Below are 18,721 nucleotides of genomic sequence, written 5' to 3'. Positions count from 1 at the left end.
GGAGGGATTTCACATGAGTGAAAATAAAATTCCGCTATCTCAGGAAATAAAAAAACATTTATTAACGGGGATTTCGTGGATGATCCCGTTAATTGTAGCCGCCGGGATCTGTATTGCTCTCGGGCAAATACTTGGTGGCACTAACGTAGGCGAAAAAACAGGAACTATACCCTGGATGCTCAACCAGATTGGCGGCTGGGGGATGGGGTTAATCGTGCCGCTGATAAGCGCGGCGATTGCGTACTCCATTGCCGATCGCCCCGGATTCGCGCCGGGTCTGATTGTCGGCTTTGTCTGCGGCGAAATTCATACCGGTTTTATTGGTGGGATGCTGGGCGGCTTTCTGGTTGGCTATACCGTCCTGCTGCTTAAACGCTATATCCGTTTACCGCAGTCGATGCAGGGTCTGATGCCCATCATGGTGCTGCCCGTATTGAGCACCGTCATCGGCGGGTTGCTGATGATGACGCTGATTGGCAAGCCGATAGCCTGGCTGCAGGACGCGCTAATTCATCTGCTGGAGTCCATGCAAGGCGGGTCACGCTTCCTGATGGGCGCCATTCTCGGCGCAATGGCGACGTTCGACTTCGGGGGGCCGGTGAATAAAACCATGTCGCTGTTCGCTGACGGCATGTTGGTCAGCGGCGTGTATGGCCCCGAAGCGGTGAAGTTTGTCGGTTCGATAATCCCTCCGTTCGGCATTACGCTCTCCTTCCTGCTCACGCGCCACAAGTATACCCGTGCGGAACGTGAGGCGCTGAAAGCGGCATTCCCGATGGGGATCTGCATGATAACTGAAGGCGTTATTCCGATTGCGGCGCGTGATCTGCTGCGCGTGGTGGGCTCCTGTGTGGTGGCCTCGGCGATAGCGGGTGGCCTGATTATGGTATGGGGTGTCGAAAGCCCGGTACCGCACGGCGGCATGTTTGTGGTTCCACTCTTTACGCATCCACTGCTGTTTTGCCTGGCGCTGGGGATCGGGACAGTGATTTGCGGCGTTATGCTCTCGCTGTGGAAGAAACCGGTAACCGAGCGTGACGAAGAGTTTGATGAGCTCAGCGATCAAAAGCTGAAAGACGAAGAGATCACCTTCACCCTGGAATAACCGGAGGCCGTATGTTTGCCGATATGAAAAGCATGGTGACGAAAGCCTGGCGCGGGCAGTATGCGCTGTTGGCTATCAACTGTATGAACCTGGAAAGCGCCCGTGCGGCGGTGCGGGTAGCAGAGAAACACCGTGCGCCCATCATTCTGAATCTGTATCAGGGGCACCTGGACCATTTTCCGGCACCGATAGCGGCGGCGGTGGTTAAAACGCTGGCAGAGGAAGCTTCGGTACCGATCGCGCTGGCGTTAGATCATGGAAAGGATCCTGTACGCATCCGCCAGGCTTTTCGCGCCGGATTCAGTGGGTTAATGATCGACGCCTCCGCCTTTGCCCTGGAAGAAAACATTCGCCAGACCCGGGCGGTGGTCGAGCTCGCAGCCAGCGTTTCTCTGTGCGTGGAAGGCGAGTTGGGCCACCTGGCTGACGCCCCGCGTTATGACCATGCCGCTAACGCTGATTTGATGACTCAGGCCGCTGACGTGGAGCCATTTATCCAACAGACCGGGATTGATTTACTGGCGGTGTCGGTCGGTACGGCGCACGGTATGTACGCGCCGGGCGTAACGCCAGCCATTGATTTCCAACGGCTGGAGGAAATCGCCCGTTTATCAACGGTGCCGCTGGCGCTGCATGGCGGTAGCGGGACGCCGTTTGACCAGCTACAGCGCTGCCCGACGTTCGGCGTTGCCAAGATTAACGTTGGCGCGGCGGTTTTCGAAGCCGGAAAGGCCGCGCTATTGCATACCCTATGTCGCGACACATCCTGCGAACTTGTTGATGCCCTGGCTCTGATGGAGCAGGCCTGCGAGGAAGCCATTATTCCGTATCTACAGGCCAGCGGCGCTATCGGCAAAGCCTGATTCATTTTCTGTAACGCCTTTTATGCCTCTGCGATGACGCACTGGCAGGGCTTTCTACACCCTGAAACTGGAGAATTAACATGTTAGTTTCGATGAAAGAATTACTGCAACCGACCCGTCAGCACGGTTTTGCCGTCGGCGCATTCAACGTGGCGGATAGCTGCTTTGTACGTGCAGTGGTAGAAGAAGCGGAAGCGACCAACACCCCGGCGATTATCTCCATTCACCCCAGCGAACATGATTTCCTCGGCGATGCGTTCTTTAGCTATGTGCGAGATATCACCCTGCGTAGCCCGGTCCCGTTCACTTTGCATTTGGATCACGGCGCTTCGGTAGAGCATGTTCTGCGGGCGATTCAATGTGGATTTACCTCGGTGATGATTGATGGCTCGCTGCTGCCGTATGAAGAAAACGTGGCGTTAACCCGTGAAGTGGTCAAGCTGGCGCATGCGGTGGGCGTTTCGGTTGAAGGCGAGCTGGGAACGATTGGCCAGACCGGAACGTCCGTGGAAGGCGGTGTGTCGAAGGTTACTTACACCGATCCCGCCCAGGCGCAGGATTTTATCGCCCGTACCGGGGCCGATACGCTGGCAGTGGCGATTGGTACCGCGCACGGGATCTACCCGAAAGGGATGCAGCCAGAGCTGCAAATGAACATCCTGCGCGATATCGCCGGGCGGGTGGACATTCCACTGGTGCTGCATGGCGGTTCAGCGAACCCGGATGCGGAAATCGCTGAATCCGTCACGCTCGGCGTGGGCAAAATCAACATTTCCAGCGATATGAAATACGCCTACTTCCAGAAAGTCCGAGAAATCCTGGCAAAAGAGACCTGGTGGGACCCGAACGTCATCTACCCGGAAGCCATCAGCGCTGCGCGGGACGTGATTCGCCACAAAATGAAACTGTTTGGCTCAACTGGNGGGGAGACCCGCCTCTTTCGCAACAAGGAAAAGTGCAATGAAGCGTTCACACATTAATTATGTCATCGATAAAGCACATGCCATCGCCGAGACTTTTCGGGTCTGTCTGCCAGATTTTGCGTATTTTACGGTCGACGCCTGGCGGCAACAGGACGCCACTTTGTGGCGTGAAGTGCGCGATCTCCAGCTGGGTTGGGACGTTACTGACTTTGGGCGCGGAGATTTTGCGCAAACGGGGCTGACGTTACTGACGTTGCGCAATGGTCTGATGGGTTCAGCGGGTTACCCCAAACCGTATGCCGAAAAGATGCTGCAAATTCAGCAGGATCAACAAACACCGTGGCATTTTCATCGCCATAAGATGGAAGATATCGTTAACCGCGGCGGCGGTGATTTGTGTATGCAGCTGGCGTGGTCCACGCCCGATGACGAATATGATACCCGGCGCATTGTTGAGATTAGCGTCGATGGCCAGCGGCGTACCGTTAAATCCGGTGATACGTTGGTGCTAAAACCGGGGCAGGGCGTGTGTCTGCCGCCGCGGTTGTATCATCGTTTCTGGGCTGAGAAAGCTTTTGTGCTGGGCTGGGAAATCTCGATGGTCAATGACGACCAGCATGACAATCACTTCCTTGAACCGGGCGGTCGTTTCCCGACGATAGAAGAAGACGAGCCGGTGAAATGGTTATTATGCAGTGAATATATGCGTTTATGAGCGGTAGGCCCGGTAAGCAAAGCGCCACCGGGCAATAATCACTGCGCAACGGGTGGGGCGATAACGTTACTACCTGATACCACACCCGCCTGCATGGTCTGCGTGACCTGCTGTTTCTCTGCATTCACCGCATGTAACTGGCCGTTGACTGTGGGCTTGAGCGACGTATCGGCCTGAATGTTGCCGCTGGCGGTGAGCTGAATGTTACCGTCACCGGAAAGCGGCAGTGAGGGCCAGCCCCACTGTTGCAGGATAGTCATTGGCACGCCGCGCCCGTTCAGGCTGACCTGTGCCTGACGCTGAGGCAGTTGCGAAATGCTGGCGGTGGCCTCCAGCAGCCCTTTTTCTGTATAGGCGCTTAGTTCGCTGATATTGATAGTACTGTTGTTCGCCGTTAGCGCCAGCGAAGGACGGCGCACGTCGGTGCGATTAAAGGTGGCAGCTGCAGCGTTGAGCGTGGCATTACCGCTCCAGACCCCCCACTGATTATTCTGTACCAGTCCGAGGTTAGCGCCGTAACCGTCCAGTGCGGTGAGTTGCCACGGGAAGGCCGGGTCGATGTCGATCACCAGATTACGGCTGGCGCTGAATTTCTTCAGCGTCAGGCTGTTTAGCCAGGCTGGCAGAGGCTTCATCCATAGCTGTTTCCAGTTTTCCGGTAGCGTATATTCCAGGCCGGCAATTGCGGCATCGTCGAGAACCAGCGCTTTGTTGTTACGGATCCAGTTTCCGGATGTTCTGAGCATTCCCCCTTCCCAGCGGGTCGTGAACTGGCGCAGCGCAATGCCCTGCGGCGAGAACTCGGCGTTCAGAATCGGATCGAAGAAATGCAGTGAACCGTAGATAAACTCGCTGGCGTTCATCGACAGTTTTCCTTCCTGTGTTTGCCAGTCATCTTTGCTAAACGTCATGTTGCGCAAGCTCAGATCGAGATCCGTGACCGCCCAGTCAGGACCTTGCAGACGGGCATCCGTCACTTCCAGACGACCAATTTGCAAGGATGGAATAGTGGTTAGCGGCGCAAAAAAGTCGGCCAGCGATTTATCACTTTGCAGCCGGATATCGTTCAGGCGCAGATTCTCTACCACCCAGCTACCGTCGGTATTGCGCTGCGCCACGCCGGTTAATGCGCCACGCGCGACGTCTGCGCCAATATTACTTAGCATCACCCGACCATGGTCAATACTGCCTTCAATCAATACGTTGGTGGTGGGGACATCGTTCAGCGTCAATGAGCTGGCGCTGAGCTGAATTTGTGCTTTGCTGCCGAGAATTTTACCTGCCTCAGGGCTCCAGGGAATCACGCCGCCGTTCACGCGCTGGGCGCTCAGGTTCCACTCGCTGCCGGGGCTGTTGAGCGCCATATCCTGTAACTGCAGGCGATCGGCCTGGAACGGCAGCGGTGCGGTTTGTTGGGACAGATTCAGCGTGCCGTTTTGCAAAAGGATAGTGTCTACGTGCAACGGGTCGGTGATTTGGCGACTGCTCAGCCCGATGTCGACTGTTTTAGCGACCAGCGTTGCGGGCTGACCATCGCGACCAAAGGTGACGTTTTCCAGCAGAATATGGGAAGGGGAAGAAAACCGGTGATCGATAGCATCAAATGCCAGATGATAGCTGCTGTTCTCCGAGACCCAGGCGCTGACGTGCTCTGCGCCCCAACGGGTTTGCAGTAGAAAATAAAGGCCGAGAATCGCCACTGCACAGGCGATCAGCACGTAAAGAAGCAGCTTTCCAATAAATTTCATGGTCTTCCATCCCGCGAAGTGCACATAGTCAAGTTATGCACGATTTAGAGGCAATGCTCAAGGCGGGAATGGTGAAAGAGCGTTACAGCGGCGTTGATTCAGAACCAACGCCGCATTTTGCTTATTGCTTCTCTGGTGGGAACACCAGATTCAGAACGATAGCGGTGATACCGCCTGCGGCAATGCCAGAAGAGAGCAGATTTTTCACCCAATCCGGGGCAAATTGCAGAATCAGCGGCTGCTGGGAGACACCCAGGCCAACGGCCAGCGACAGCGCAATAATCAAAATAGCGCGGCGGTTCAGCGGCTCGCGAGACACAATACGCACACCAGATGCGGCGATAGTACCGAACATTACCAGGGTTGCGCCGCCCAGTACCGGTTCAGGAATATGCTGTACAAAACCGCTGACTGCCGGGAACAGGCCCAGTGCGATCAGCATCAGCGCCACCACAAAACCGACGTAACGACTGGCTACGCCTGTTAACTGAATGACCCCATTGTTCTGTCCAAAACAAGAGTTCGGGAAGGTATTGAACACAGCGGAAACAAACGAGTTCAGACCGTTCGCCAGCACGCCACCTTTCAGGCGTTTCATGTACAGCGGACCAGAAACGGGCTGTTCGGAAACATCGGAGGTCGCCGTAATATCACCGATGGTTTCCAGCGACGTAATCATAAAGACCAGCATCAGCGGCAGCAGTAAGCTCCAGTCGATGCCGAGGCCGTAGTACAACGGCGTTGGCACCATGATCAGGTCCTGGCTTACCGGTGCGGTATTTTGCGGCAGCATGTCCATAAACCAGGCCAGCAGGTAGCCTGCCGCCATCGCAATCACCAGGGACGCAACACGCAGGTACGGGTTGCGTTGGCGGTTAAGCAGGATGATCAGCGCCAGCACGACGCCGGCCAGCAGTAAATTCTTCGGTGCGCCAAAGGTGTTATCACTCATTGCGGCATAACCACCGCCAATCGACGTCAGACCCACCTGAATCAGCGACAGGCCGATAATCATCACCACCACGCCTGAGACCAGCGGGGTAATAATCCGCCGCGCCAGATGCAGTACACGCGAGATTACCATTTCAGTACAGCTCGCCAACATCAGCGTACCGAACAGGGCCGCCATCATGGTTGGGACATCTGCGCCACCGGTTTTTAGCGCCGTGCCACCCATAATCAGCGGCGCAACAAAATTAAAGCTGGTGCCCTGAATAGATAACAGTCCGGAACCAACCGGCCCCCAGGCTTTGATCTGAATGATAGAAGCTACGCCGGAAGCGAACAGCGACATACTGATAATGTGTTGAGTATCCTGAGCCGGTAAACCGAGCGCCTGGCAAATTAACAGCGCCGGGGTGATCACCGCAACGAACATGGCCAGCAGGTGCTGACAGGCGGCAAACAGGGTCTGGGCTAGCGGGGGGCGATCTTCAAGACGGTAAATCAGTTCACTGTTGTGAGTCTGCGCAACCGGTTGCGCATTTGTTGACTCTACGGCGTTAACGGACATCAGAGGCAATCCCATGGTGGAAAAGCGGTGATTTTATCTGACCAGGGCGGAAAAGCAAACGTTTGCCAGCAGTTATTCTTAATATTTAAAACGGATAAACAAACTTTTTTATATAACTTTTCATCATTTTCTGCTTAAAATCCACCCCGAAAACTCAATAAGAGCTAAAAATCGGTCTGGAATGCATCGTGCGTGATTGTGCTAAACGCACTAATGGAGCTGTAAATGTTTTATCTCGATACGTTATCTACTCTGGTTGCGGCAACCCTTGTTTTGCTGCTGGGACGTAAGCTCGTCCAGTCTGTCTCCTTCCTGAAAAAATACACCATTCCCGAACCTGTAGCCGGTGGATTGCTGGTGGCGATTGCGTTGCTGGTGCTGAAAAAAAGCATGGGCTGGGAAGTAAACTTCGATATGACCCTGCGCGATCCGCTGATGCTGGCGTTCTTCGCTACCATCGGCCTGAACGCTAATATCGCCAGCCTGCGCGCCGGTGGCCGCGTGGTGGGTATTTTTCTGATTGTCGTTGTGGGACTGCTGTTGATGCAGAACGCCATCGGTATCGGTATGGCGAGCCTGCTGGGCCTGGATCCGTTGATGGGCCTGATTGCAGGTTCGATAACGCTTTCTGGCGGACACGGAACCGGGGCTGCGTGGAGTAAGTTGTTTATTGAGCGCTACGGTTTTGCCAATGCGACTGAAGTCGCAATGGCTTGCGCAACGTTTGGTCTGGTGTTGGGGGGACTGATTGGTGGCCCGGTGGCACGCTATCTGGTTAAACACTCCACCACGCCTGACGGTATGCCGGACGATCAGGCTGTGCCGACCGCGTTTGAAAAGCCGGATGTGGGACGCATAATCACTTCGCTGGTGCTGATTGAAACTATCGCGCTGATCGCTATCTGTCTGACGGTGGGTAAAATCGTTGCGCAAATGCTGGTCGGAACGGTGCTCGAACTGCCGACTTTCGTCTGCGTGCTGTTTGTTGGTGTGATCCTCAGTAATGGCCTGGCGCTCATGGGCTTTTATCGGGTGTTTGAACGGGCGGTTTCAGTGCTGGGCAACGTGAGCCTGTCGCTGTTCCTGGCGATGGCGCTGATGAGCCTGAAACTGTGGGAGCTGGCATCTCTGGCGTTGCCGATGCTGGCGATACTGGTCGTGCAGACGATTTTTATGGCGTTGTACGCGGTATTTGTTACCTGGCGCATGATGGGTAAAAACTATGATGCCGCTGTTTTGGCTGCCGGCCACTGCGGTTTTGGCCTCGGCGCGACGCCAACGGCGATTGCTAACATGCAGGCAATTACCGAACGCTTTGGGCCATCCCATATGGCGTTCCTGGTGGTGCCGATGGTGGGGGCGTTCTTTATTGATATCGTCAACGCGTTAGTGATTAAACTGTATCTGCTGCTGCCGATTTTTGCGCAATAACGGCTGTGCGGCGGAGTAACATCCGCCGCGATAAGTCGATTATGCGTTGGAGTAACGTTCGGTTTCCGGCATCCAGCGCTCTATCAGCGCGGCAGCCTGTTGCGGATAACGTTCGTGAATATGGCGGGCTATACGCTGAACTTCCGGAATAATAGCCTGATCGCGCAATAAATCCGCTACTTTGAATTCTGCCGTTCCGGTCTGGCGCGTACCTAACAGCTCGCCGGGTCCGCGGATCTCTAAATCTTTTTGTGCAATCACGAACCCGTCATTGCTGTCCCGCAGAACCTGCAGGCGTTTCTGCGCCGTTTTTGACAGCGGCGATTTGTAGAGCAGGACGCAGTGGGAAGCCACGGCGCCGCGGCCTACGCGGCCACGCAACTGGTGCAGCTGCGCCAGGCCTAATCGCTCCGGGTTTTCAATGATCATCAGGCTGGCGTTTGGCACGTCCACACCCACTTCAATCACCGTGGTGGCGACCAGCAGATGTAATTCACCCTGCTTAAAGGCGGCCATCACCGACTGCTTCTCGGCGGGCTTCATGCGCCCATGCACCAGACCAATATTCAACTCTGGTAAGGCAAGCTTAAGTTCTTCCCACGTGGCTTCTGCCGCCTGAGCTTCTAATAAATCAGACTCCTCGATTAACGTACAAACCCAGTACGCCTGACGCCCTTCGTGGGTACAGGCGTTGCGCACACGGTCAATGATGTCGCTACGGCGGGTGTCGGGGATAGCCACCGTGGTGACCGGCGTACGCCCTGGCGGCAGTTCGTCAATGACAGACGTGTCGAGATCGGCATAGGCGGTCATGGCCAGCGTACGCGGGATCGGGGTGGCGGTCATAATGAGCTGGTGTGGGTGGAAACCCTGCAGCTGGCCTTTCTCCCACAGCGCCAGACGCTGATGCACGCCAAAACGGTGCTGTTCGTCGATAATCACCAGCGCCAGCCCGTTGAACTGAACTTGTTCCTGGAAAATTGCGTGCGTGCCGACAATCATCTGTACCTGACCGCTGGCGATGGCTTCCTGCTGTGCCTGGCGTGCTTTACCTTTTTGCTTACCCGCCAGCCAACCCACTTCAACGCCCAAAGGTTCGAACCAGTTGCGGAAATTATTTGCGTGCTGTTCAGCCAGCAATTCAGTGGGGGCCATCAGCGCCACCTGCTTACCATGCGCAATCGCACGCAGGGCGGCAAGTGCTGCCACCAGCGTTTTACCGGAACCGACATCGCCCTGCACCAGGCGCATCATTGGGACATCCAGCGCCATATCGCGTTCAATTTCGGCAGTGACCCGAGCCTGTGCGCCGGTTGGCTTAAAGGGGAGCGCCGCCAGCAGTTGATCTTTCAGCCGATCGTCAGGACTCAGCGGTTGGGCGTGAAAACGTTGCGCTCCGGCGCGAAGCGCCAGCATGCTGAGATTGTGCGCCAGGAGTTCTTCCAGAATCAGGCGCCGCTGTGCCGGATGTTGCCCGGTTTCAAGATCGCTAAGCTGTAACGTCGGCGGCGGGCGGTGCAATGTGCGCAACGCTTCCGGCAGGCTCATCATGCCTTGCAATAACTCAGGAGGTAAAAGCTCGGCAATGGCGCAGGTATCGAGCAGATCCAGCGCCTGATCGGTCAGTTTGCGCAGCGTTGCCTGCTTAACGCCTTCCGTGGTCGGATACACCGGTGTGAGCGTTTCCTGCAGTTCCGGCGTGTTGAGATCGCCCTGTACGCGGTATTCCGGATGGATCATTTCTGCGCCGTACTTGCCACGTTTAGCCTCGCCATAGGCCAGTACCCGACGCCCGGTGGCGAGGCTGTTTTTCATTGCTGCGCTGAAGTTGAAGAAGCGCATAGTGAGAATGCCGGAGCCATCGCTTATCTGGCAGGTCATCATCCGGCGGCCACCGAAAGTGATATTGCAGTTCAGCACTTCGCCTTCAACGGTGGCATAGACGCCCGGCAGCAGTTCACCAATGGGGTACAGATGAGTACGGTCTTCGTAGCGCAGAGGGAGGTGGAGCAGGAGGTCCTGCACGGTGTGCAAGCCAATTTTCGCCAGTTTACTGCTTTGTGCTGCGCCAACGCCCGTCAGAGAGTTGAGCGGGATGGCATCCAGTAAACGGCCTTTCATCGCGTTTATTTCGCAGACTGCATAGTGGCCCACCACGTTGCATCGGCTTCAATTTCGCCCTGCGTGTTTACGTGAGGGTAGGGAAGTCCTTTGCGCTTAGCGACATTCGCCAGCACCGGATAACCGCCTTCAAACAGCAAGCGCTGCTGTTCATCTTCCGGCAACATACTGTTTTCTCGTCGGTACATGCCAGCATTTTGTCGCTGGCGCTGTGCTTCGTACAGAATCAGCGCAGAGGCAACCGAAACGTTCAGCGATTGCACCATGCCAATCATCGGAATGATGATGTCCTGGTCCGCCAGAGCGAGTGCTTCCTGAGTGATACCGGTTTTTTCCTGGCCCATCAGGATGCAAGTCGGTCGCGTGTAATCAATTTCGCGGAAATCGACGGCTTTATCAGAGAGGTGGGTCGCCAGAACCTGCATGCCCTGGCTTTTTAACTGCGTGACCGCATCGCTAATGGTCGGGTGGGTTTTAACCTGCACCCAGCTGTTACTGCCCGCGGCAGAAGAGGCCATGGTACGCATACGACTACCCGGCCAGACGGCGTGGACTTCATGTACGCCGACAGCGTCTGCGGTACGAATGATCGCAGAAACGTTATGAGGTTTATGGACCTGCTCCATGCAGACGGTCAGATCGGGCTGACGCCTGGCAAGCATTTCGCAAATGCGCTCATAGCGTTTTGAGTTCATATCTCTAGTTTCGGTTGCGGGTGACTTTAATCACGTCCGGCATGACGCGGATTTTGCGCATAATATTCGCCAGATGCACGCGATCGCGAGCGGTCAGGCGAATAAAGGCGCTATAAACACGGCCGTCTTTCTCTTCAGTATTCAGACTTTGAATATTGGAGGTCGTCGTGTTGATTGCCGCCGTCAGGTTCGCCAGAGCACCCTGGTGGTTAAACATATCCACCTTAATTTCGGTGATGAACTCCTGCTCTGTCTCTTTATCCCATTCCACCGCCATAAATTTCTCTGGCTCTTTCTGGTAGCCACGAATGTTACGGCAGGACTCATGGTGAATCACCAGACCTTTACCCGGACTGACGTGGGCAATGATCGGATCGCCAGGGATTGGACGACAGCATTTGGCAAAGGTGATCAGTACGCCGTCTGCGCCTTTGATCGGCAGATGACCATGACCAGATTGCGCAGGAACGTTCGCCGATGCTTCGCCCTGCTGAAGGTTTTTCGCAACCACCACGCTCATGGCGTTGCCCAGACCGATTTCCGCTAACAGATCGTCAAGTGTGGCGAGCTTCATACGCTCAAGCTCACGCTGGATACTTTCCTGCGGGATTTCAGCCAGTTTACGGCTACCACCCAGGGCATGGTTAAGCAGTCGACGCCCCAGACTGACGGAATCATCGCGCTTAAGGTTTTTCAGCAGTTGGCGAATTTTTGCACGCGCTTTCGAGCTGACGACAAAGTTGAGCCATGCCGCATTCGGCCGGGCGCCTGGTGCAGTAATGATTTCAACGGTCTGACCGCTAAACAGCGGTTGGGAAAGCGGATAAGGCTGTCTGTCGACACGTGCGCCAACGCAGGCATGGCCGATATCGGTATGTACGGCGTAGGCGAAGTCGACAGGCGTCGCACCGGCAGGCAACTCGACAATGCGCCCTTCCGGTGTGAAAACATAAATCTCATCCGGGAAGAGATCAGATTTAACGCTTTCAATAAATTCAAACGAGCTACCGGCGCTTTGCTGCAGTTCCAGCAGGCTTTGCATCCAGCGTTGGGCGCGGATTTGTGCCGTGGTGCTGGTTTCGCCATGCTCTTTGTACGCCCAGTGTGCCGCGACCCCCATCTCCGCCATCTGGTCCATGTCTTCGGTACGAATTTGTACTTCAACAGGCACGCCGTGCGGGCCGATCATTGAGGTATGCAAAGACTGGTATCCGTTCGCTTTGGGAATGGCGATATAGTCTTTCACGCGGCCTGGACGCGGTTTGTACAGGCTGTGCATCTGACCGAGTACGCGATAGCAGGTATCGGAGTCATGAACGATGACGCGGAAAGCGTAAATGTCCATGATCGAGTGAAAACGCTGCTCTTTGAGTACCATTTTGCAGTAGATAGAGTACAGGTGTTTCTCGCGACCGCTTACGCGACACGGAATGCCTGCTTCCTGCAAACGCCCTTCGATTTCTGAGAGGATTTTTTGGATCATCTCTTTGCGGTTGCCGCGGGCGGCTTTTACCACTTCTTTAATCACGCGATAGCGGTTCGGGTACAGTGCTTCAAAACCCAGCTCTTCCAGCTCGGTCTTAATGTGATGAATACCTAAACGGTGCGCCAGCGGACTGTAGATTTCGAGGGTTTCACGGGCGATGCGGCGGCGCTTATCGGGGCGTAATGAGCCCAGCGTGCGCATATTGTGGGTACGGTCGGCAAGTTTGATGAGAATGACGCGGATATCCTGCACCATCGCCATAATCATCTTGCGAAAGTTTTCAGCTTGCGCCTCTTTCTTATCGCGAAACTTAAGCTTATCAAGCTTCGATACCCCTTCTACCAGCTCTGCAACGCTTTTACCAAAAAGCTGTTCCATATCCTGGTAGGTGGCCGGAGTATCTTCAATCACGTCATGCAGCAGCGCAGCCATCAGCGTTTCGTAGTCGAGTTTCATCTCGGCCAGAATGCAGGCTACCGCTACGGGGTGCGTGATATAAGGTTCACCGCTTGAACGTGTCTGGCCCTCGTGAGCGTCACGTGCAACGAGATACGCCTGCCGAAGACGCTTAATCTGGTCTTCCGGCAGGTAGTTTTGAATCAGCTGATTCAGGCTTTCAAACAGATACAAGGGCGACCCGCTTTGTGATTAACGACGACCTTCAGCAATAGCGGTAACGGCTTGTAATTCAGCGGCTTCCTGCTCTTGCTGTTCCTGGCGCTCACGCACGTCGAGGATCTGGTTGTTGATCAGACCCTCTTCGATTTCGCGCAGCGCGATAACGGTAGTTTTATCGTTTTCTTCCGGTACGAGCGGATCCTTTCCGCCTACCTGCATCTGACGAGCGCGACGCGCGGCGACCAGTACCAGGTCAAAACGGTTACCAATTTTCTCTACAGCGTCCTGAACAGTTACGCGTGCCATACTTAAAATGCTCCACAGGTGAAGAAATGACTGGGCATGATACTGAATGTGGGTTCAGTCTGCCAACAGTTTGCTGATTAAAGCGTCATGACGCTGCTTTTGGCGGCTCATGCGCAGACGTTCGGCGCGAATGATGGTTTTCAAATCGCCCAGGGCGGTATCGAAATCATCGTTCACAATAAGATAATCATATTCGGCGTAATGGCTCATTTCTGCAACAGCTTGCGCCATACGTTTTGCGATCACGTCTTCGCTATCCTGACCTCGACCACGAAGACGGCGGTCCAGCTCAATCTTAGATGGCGGCAAAATAAAAATACTGCGCGCATGCGGCATTTTTTGACGAATTTGCTGCGCACCTTGCCAATCGATATCTAAAAAGACGTCTACGCCGGATGCTAATACTTGCTCAATGGTCTCACGCGAGGTGCCGTAGTAATTACCGAAAACCTCAGCGTGTTCCAGGAACGCGTCTCTGCCAATCATGGCTCTGAATTCGTCATGGTTCACAAAGAAATAGTGTTCACCGTGCACTTCCCCCGGGCGCGGTGCGCGCGTGGTGTGCGAAACAGAAACCTGGGTGTCATACAACGGTTGGGTCTTTAATAAAGCCTGAATCAGGCTGGATTTACCCGCGCCACTGGGGGCAGAAACAATATAAAGCGTGCCTTGAGCCATGAGTATCTTAATGTATGTGATTGTCGAAAGAGAGCCTACATACGGGCTTATTATACACGTAGCCGCTATGTGACGTAGCCTTTGTCACACTTTTTGCGCATGTTTATTGCGTTTTGCGTACCCGTTTCCCGTTTTACCGGCAATTTGCAGCAATACGTCAAAATGTCAGGAAGGCTGCTCGCAGGATGAATTTTTGTCGCTCTGTTTCGGTTGCACTCCGCGCTATACCTGCCGGGAAGCACATTGGTTAACGGAGGCAATATGGGGCGATGGAAATGCCTTGGCATAGTTTTACTGGTCTGGAATTTGCCGGTCTGGGCGGTATGCCCGGTCTGGTCTCCAGCCCGGGCAGGCGAGGAAATTTCACGATTACAGCAGCAGATAACACGGTGGAATGACAGTTACTGGAAACAGGGTGTCAGCGCCGTTGATGACGGCGTTTATGACCAGCTCAGTGCGCAACTCATCCAATGGCAGCGCTGTTTTGGCGATGATGCTCCACCAGATCTGTCTGCGCCTCCAATAAGTGGCACAGTCCCGCATCCAGTGCCTCACACGGGGGTCCGTAAGCTGGCAGATAAGCAAGCGTTACAGCAATGGATGCGTGTGCGCAGCGATCTCTGGGTACAACCAAAGGTCGACGGCGTGGCGGTAACGCTGGTCTATCGCAATGGCAATCTGGTAAGAGCGATTAGCCGAGGTAATGGCCTGAAAGGTGAAGACTGGACGCAAAAGATTCTTCAGATCCCATCCGTACCACACACAACCAAAGGTCTGCTGGCGAACAGTACGTTGCAGGGCGAGATTTTTTTACAGCAGGAAGGGCATATCCAGCAACAGAGCGGGGGAATGAACGCACGTTCAAAGGTCGCTGGAATGATGATGCGCCAGAGCAACCCGGAATTGTTACGCTCATTGGCTATTTTTATCTGGGCCTGGCCTGATGGTCCGGCGGTCATGTCGGAAAGGCTGGAACAACTCACTTCTGCCGGGTTCAGTTTCACGCAACGCTATACCCAGCCCGTGAAAAATGCGGACGATGTCGAGCATGCCCGTGCCCGATGGTGGACTTCGGCACTCCCTTTTGTGACGGATGGCGTCGTGGTGCGATCGGGGAAAGAACCGCAAGCGCGATACTGGTTACCCGGGCAGGGAGACTGGCTGGCGGCGTGGAAATATCCGCCCGTGGCTCAGGTATCCGAGGTCACAGATATTCAGTTTTCAGTCGGTAAAAGTGGGAAAATTGCCGTAGTCGCGCTGCTGGCACCCGTCATGCTGGATGATAAGCGCGTGCAACGCGTGAATATTGGCTCTGTACGTCGCTGGAATGAATGGGATATCGCGCCTGGAGATCGGATCCTGATAAGCCTGGCCGGACAGGGGATCCCTCGTATCGACGAAGTGGTCTGGCGCAGCACTCAACGCACTAAGCCAACGCCGCCTGAGGGGCGCTTCAATTCAATGACCTGCTTTTATGCCACGCCGGCGTGTTATGAGCAGTTTATTGCCAGACTGGTTTGGCTGGGCGCGAAAGAAGTGCTGGAATTAGAAGGTATTGGTGAAGCAGGATGGCGTGACCTTCATCAGGCGTATCACTTTGAACATATCTTTTCCTGGCTCGGATTAACTCAGGAGCAGCTCCAGTCCACATTAGGCGTAAGCAAAGGGGAGAAGATGTGGCATCAGTTCAACCTGTCGCGCCATCTTCCGTTCACACGTTGGGTTATTGCCATGGGAATACCGTTAACACAGGCAACCCTGAATGCCAGTCGGGATGCTTCGTGGCAACAATTGCAGGACCGTGATGAGCAAAGCTGGCGGCAGCTCCCTTTAATGGGGGAACGCCGGGCACGACAGATCATTCAGTGGCTGGAGACCAGGGAGGTCATAGCGCTGAGCAACTGGCTGGCTGCTCAGCGTATTACGGGCTTTATGCCTAATGGCCTTCATGCCGATAATAAAATACTGGCAGGCCCAACTTCAGGCGCAGCGCCAGTAACCGGGCGGTAAAGCCGAAGAGTAGGGTAGAGATAACCACCACATCGTGGCTGGAGACGTAATGTTGCAGCACGATGTAAAGCACGGCAGCGGCAAAAGAAACTCCAGCATACAGTTCTTTCTGGAACACTAATGGAATGCGTTTGCAGAACATGTCGCGTAACACGCCACCGAAGACGCCGGTAGTGACCGCAGCGACCACGGCGATAATCGGCCCGTGGCCCATATCCAGTGCCACCTGTGCGCCAATAATAGAAAAGACCACCAGGCCCAGCGCATCCAGTACAAGGAATATTTTACGCAGGTAGGGCATGACAGGAGCGATAATGGTGGTGAGTACCGCAGCGGCCGCCACGATAATGACGTATTCAGGATGCTTTACCCAGCCAAGCGGATAGTGGCCGAGAAGAATGTCGCGTACCGAACCACCGCCGATGGCGGTCGCAGTGGCAATAATAATAACGCCAAATGTATCCATACGGCGACGCCCCGCCGCAAGCGCGCCTGTCATGGCTTCGGCAGTAATACCAATTAAATATAAAACGTGTAACAGCATGTATTCCCCCTGATGTGCTGGGGGCTAAGGTTATCGATTTGTGCGCATTGTCACGATTGAGATTTTCTAAGGTGAAACGATTTTAATAACTACAGCTAATGTGAATATGTCAGAAATGCGTTATGGCATGCTGTTTAAAATGTGGTGGATGATAATAAACGATGAGAAAATGTAATTCGAAGTAAAGGAGCGGAAGCGAAACGCCGGGAAAAATACGTAGTCCCGCCGTTTACTGGCGGGCTACGTTGAGTAATGGCTTACTCGATGTTCTGAATCTGCTCGCGCATTTGCTCGATCAAAACTTTCAGTTCAATTGCGGAGTTAGTCACCTCAGCATTGATAGACTTGGATGCCAGGGTGTTCGACTCACGGTTGAATTCCTGCATCATGAAGTCCAGACGACGGCCAACCGCCTCTTTTTTCTTCAGAATGTTGTAGGTTTCTTTGACGTGAGCTTCCAGGCGATCCAGTTCTTCAGCCACATCGATACGCTGTGCCATCAGCACCAGCTCTTGCTCAAGACGGTTATTTTCCAGTTGCACCTGTGCGTCTTCCAGTTTGGCTACCAGACGCTCGCGCTGCCATTGCAGAATTTCCGGCATGTGCGCACGTACCTTCGTCACTTCAGCGCTGACGCCTTCCAGACGCTGCTCGATCAACGCTTTCAGCGCCTGACCTTCGGTTTCACGCGCAACGATAAAGTCATCCAGCGTACCGTCAAGCGCAGCGAGGATTTCGGCGGCGATGGCATCCAGGTCTTGCTCCTGCGCTGCCATTACCCCTGGCCAACGAAGGATATCAACCGGATTAATTTCACCTTCATCACTCTGCATTTTGACCCAGTTAGCAGCGCTCACGAGCTGTTTAGCGAGCTTTTCATTCAGGATCAGCTCGCCTTGCGCGCTGGCATCCGGCTCAAAACGCAGTGTACATTCGATTTTACCGCGCGTCAGACGCGAGCGAATGCGTTCGCGAACCACGGGTTCGAGACTACGGAACTGTTCCGGCAGGCGAAAATAAGTTTCCAGATAACGCTGGTTTACCGAGCGCATTTCCCAGGTTGCGCTACCCCATTCACCCTTGATTTCACGCCGGGCGTAGGCGGTCATGCTGCGGATCATAGACGTTCCTGTTTTTAAAGATGAGATGGGAGGATTATAGCCATCCACGTCTTGTCAGGATAGGAATAACCGTCGGAAGTCCGTATAATGCGCAGCCACATTCGTTTCAAGCCGGAGATTTTATCATGCGTCCAGCAGGTCGTAGTGCCAATCAGGTGCGTCCCGTTACCCTGACCCGTAATTATACAAAACACGCTGAAGGCTCCGTGCTGGTCGAATTTGGTGATACCAAAGTGCTGTGTACCGCTTCTATTGATGAAGGCGTCCCACGTTTTCTGAAAGGTCAGGGCCAGGGCTGGATCACCGCAGAATATGGCATGCTGCCACGCGCCACGCACACCCGTAACGCCCGTGAAGCGGCGAAAGGTAAGCAGGGCGGCCGTACCATGGAAATCCAGCGCCTGATCGCTCGTGCGCTGCGCGCCGCCGTTGACCTGAAGACGCTCGGTGAATTCACTATTACGCTGGACTGTGATGTTATTCAGGCAGATGGCGGTACGCGTACTGCATCGATTACTGGCGCATGCGTTGCGTTGGCTGATGCGCTGAACAAGCTGGTGGCGAGCGGTAAGCTGAAAACTAACCCGATGAAAGGGATGGTTGCCGCGGTTTCCGTGGGGATTGTCAATGGTGAAGCGCTCTGTGATCTGGAGTACGTTGAGGATTCAGCGGCAGAAACTGACATGAACGTGGTGATGACTGAAGACGGTCGAATTATTGAAGTGCAGGGCACGGCGGAAGGTGAGCCGTTCAGCCATGAAGAACTTCTCACCCTACTGGCCTTGGCCCGAGGGGGAATCGAATCCATTGTAGCGACGCAGAAGGCGGCGTTAGAAAATTGATT

The 18,721-nt window shown here is 54.5% G+C and carries 15 protein-coding genes and 1 pseudogene; 7 read left to right on the top strand and 9 right to left on the bottom strand.

Annotated elements, in window-relative coordinates:
• The first annotated feature begins 13 nt into the window (after window positions 1-13).
• From FDW96_RS14435 to FDW96_RS14420, 4 genes are all read left to right on the top strand, one after another.
• Window positions 14-1,105, top strand: a complete 1,092-nt coding sequence (locus tag FDW96_RS14435; protein WP_042311543.1) for a PTS fructose transporter subunit IIC — start codon at window positions 14-16, stop codon at window positions 1,103-1,105.
• 11 nt (window positions 1,106-1,116) lie between these two features.
• Complete coding sequence (locus tag FDW96_RS14430) at window positions 1,117-1,968, top strand: class II fructose-bisphosphate aldolase (RefSeq protein WP_042311544.1); 852 nt, start codon at window positions 1,117-1,119, stop codon at window positions 1,966-1,968.
• Between the two features lie 80 nt (window positions 1,969-2,048).
• Window positions 2,049-2,948, top strand: coding sequence for a ketose-bisphosphate aldolase (locus FDW96_RS14425; RefSeq protein ID WP_137365866.1), 900 nt, complete (start codon window positions 2,049-2,051; stop codon window positions 2,946-2,948).
• Window positions 2,929-3,606 (top strand): D-lyxose/D-mannose family sugar isomerase, encoded by a 678-nt coding sequence (locus FDW96_RS14420; protein WP_061380894.1) that lies wholly within the window; start codon window positions 2,929-2,931, stop codon window positions 3,604-3,606. Before FDW96_RS14425 ends, FDW96_RS14420 begins: the two co-directional genes overlap by 20 nt.
• Before the next feature lie 38 nt (window positions 3,607-3,644).
• Here FDW96_RS14420 and FDW96_RS14415 read toward each other — a convergent pair whose 3' ends face one another.
• Window positions 3,645-5,354, bottom strand: coding sequence for an AsmA family protein (locus FDW96_RS14415; protein WP_137365865.1), 1,710 nt, complete (start codon window positions 5,352-5,354; stop codon window positions 3,645-3,647).
• 121 nt (window positions 5,355-5,475) lie between these two features.
• Entirely contained in the window at window positions 5,476-6,867 is a 1,392-nt protein-coding gene (xanP, locus tag FDW96_RS14410; RefSeq protein WP_038635433.1) for a xanthine/proton symporter XanP, read from the bottom strand.
• 225 nt (window positions 6,868-7,092) lie between these two features.
• Between xanP and gltS the strand changes: the two genes are divergently transcribed.
• Entirely contained in the window at window positions 7,093-8,298 is a 1,206-nt protein-coding gene (gene gltS, locus FDW96_RS14405) for a sodium/glutamate symporter (protein ID WP_042311549.1), read from the top strand.
• 39 nt (window positions 8,299-8,337) lie between these two features.
• Here the strand turns inward: gltS and recG are convergent, their stop codons facing one another.
• The 5 genes from recG to gmk are packed head-to-tail and all read right to left on the bottom strand — an operon-like array spanning window position 8,338 to window position 14,202.
• Complete coding sequence (recG, locus tag FDW96_RS14400) at window positions 8,338-10,419, bottom strand: ATP-dependent DNA helicase RecG (RefSeq protein ID WP_061380896.1); 2,082 nt, start codon at window positions 10,417-10,419, stop codon at window positions 8,338-8,340.
• A gap of 5 nt (window positions 10,420-10,424) precedes the next feature.
• The gene (gene trmH / locus FDW96_RS14395; RefSeq protein ID WP_042311553.1) at window positions 10,425-11,114 is read right to left on the bottom strand and encodes a tRNA (guanosine(18)-2'-O)-methyltransferase TrmH; all 690 of its coding nucleotides are present in this window, start codon (window positions 11,112-11,114) and stop codon (window positions 10,425-10,427) included.
• A 4-nt stretch (window positions 11,115-11,118) separates the two neighbouring features.
• Window positions 11,119-13,230: a bifunctional GTP diphosphokinase/guanosine-3',5'-bis pyrophosphate 3'-pyrophosphohydrolase gene (gene spoT, locus FDW96_RS14390; protein ID WP_038635422.1), complete on the bottom strand. Its 2,112-nt coding sequence runs from the start codon at window positions 13,228-13,230 to the stop codon at window positions 11,119-11,121.
• An 18-nt stretch (window positions 13,231-13,248) separates the two neighbouring features.
• Window positions 13,249-13,524 carry a DNA-directed RNA polymerase subunit omega gene (gene rpoZ / locus FDW96_RS14385; protein WP_000135058.1) on the bottom strand — a complete coding sequence of 92 codons (276 nt, stop codon included), beginning with the start codon at window positions 13,522-13,524 and terminating at the stop codon, window positions 13,249-13,251.
• 54 nt (window positions 13,525-13,578) lie between these two features.
• Window positions 13,579-14,202 (bottom strand): guanylate kinase, encoded by a 624-nt coding sequence (gmk, locus tag FDW96_RS14380; protein WP_042311556.1) that lies wholly within the window; start codon window positions 14,200-14,202, stop codon window positions 13,579-13,581.
• 261 nt (window positions 14,203-14,463) lie between these two features.
• Here gmk and ligB point away from each other — a divergent pair.
• A pseudogene (gene ligB, locus FDW96_RS14375) lies at window positions 14,464-16,140 on the top strand (NAD-dependent DNA ligase LigB); the annotation flags it as partial.
• Here the strand turns inward: ligB and FDW96_RS14370 are convergent.
• Both FDW96_RS14370 and FDW96_RS14365 read right to left on the bottom strand, forming a co-directional pair.
• Complete coding sequence (locus FDW96_RS14370; protein ID WP_038635410.1) at window positions 16,139-16,756, bottom strand: trimeric intracellular cation channel family protein; 618 nt, start codon at window positions 16,754-16,756, stop codon at window positions 16,139-16,141. The pseudogene ligB and the gene FDW96_RS14370 overlap by 2 nt on opposite strands.
• A 257-nt stretch (window positions 16,757-17,013) precedes the next feature.
• Window positions 17,014-17,877: a YicC/YloC family endoribonuclease gene (locus FDW96_RS14365; RefSeq protein ID WP_042311560.1), complete on the bottom strand. Its 864-nt coding sequence runs from the start codon at window positions 17,875-17,877 to the stop codon at window positions 17,014-17,016.
• 125 nt (window positions 17,878-18,002) lie between these two features.
• On the opposite strand from FDW96_RS14365, the gene rph reads away from it, so the two are divergent.
• Window positions 18,003-18,719: a ribonuclease PH gene (gene rph / locus FDW96_RS14360; RefSeq protein ID WP_003024054.1), complete on the top strand. Its 717-nt coding sequence runs from the start codon at window positions 18,003-18,005 to the stop codon at window positions 18,717-18,719.
• Window positions 18,720-18,721: the final 2 nt, after the last annotated feature.

This window comes from Citrobacter sp. TBCS-15, from assembly GCF_005280815.1.
GTDB classification, from domain to species: Bacteria; Pseudomonadota; Gammaproteobacteria; order Enterobacterales; family Enterobacteriaceae; genus Citrobacter; species Citrobacter werkmanii.
This window is presented reverse-complemented; position numbering and strand designations above follow the sequence as displayed.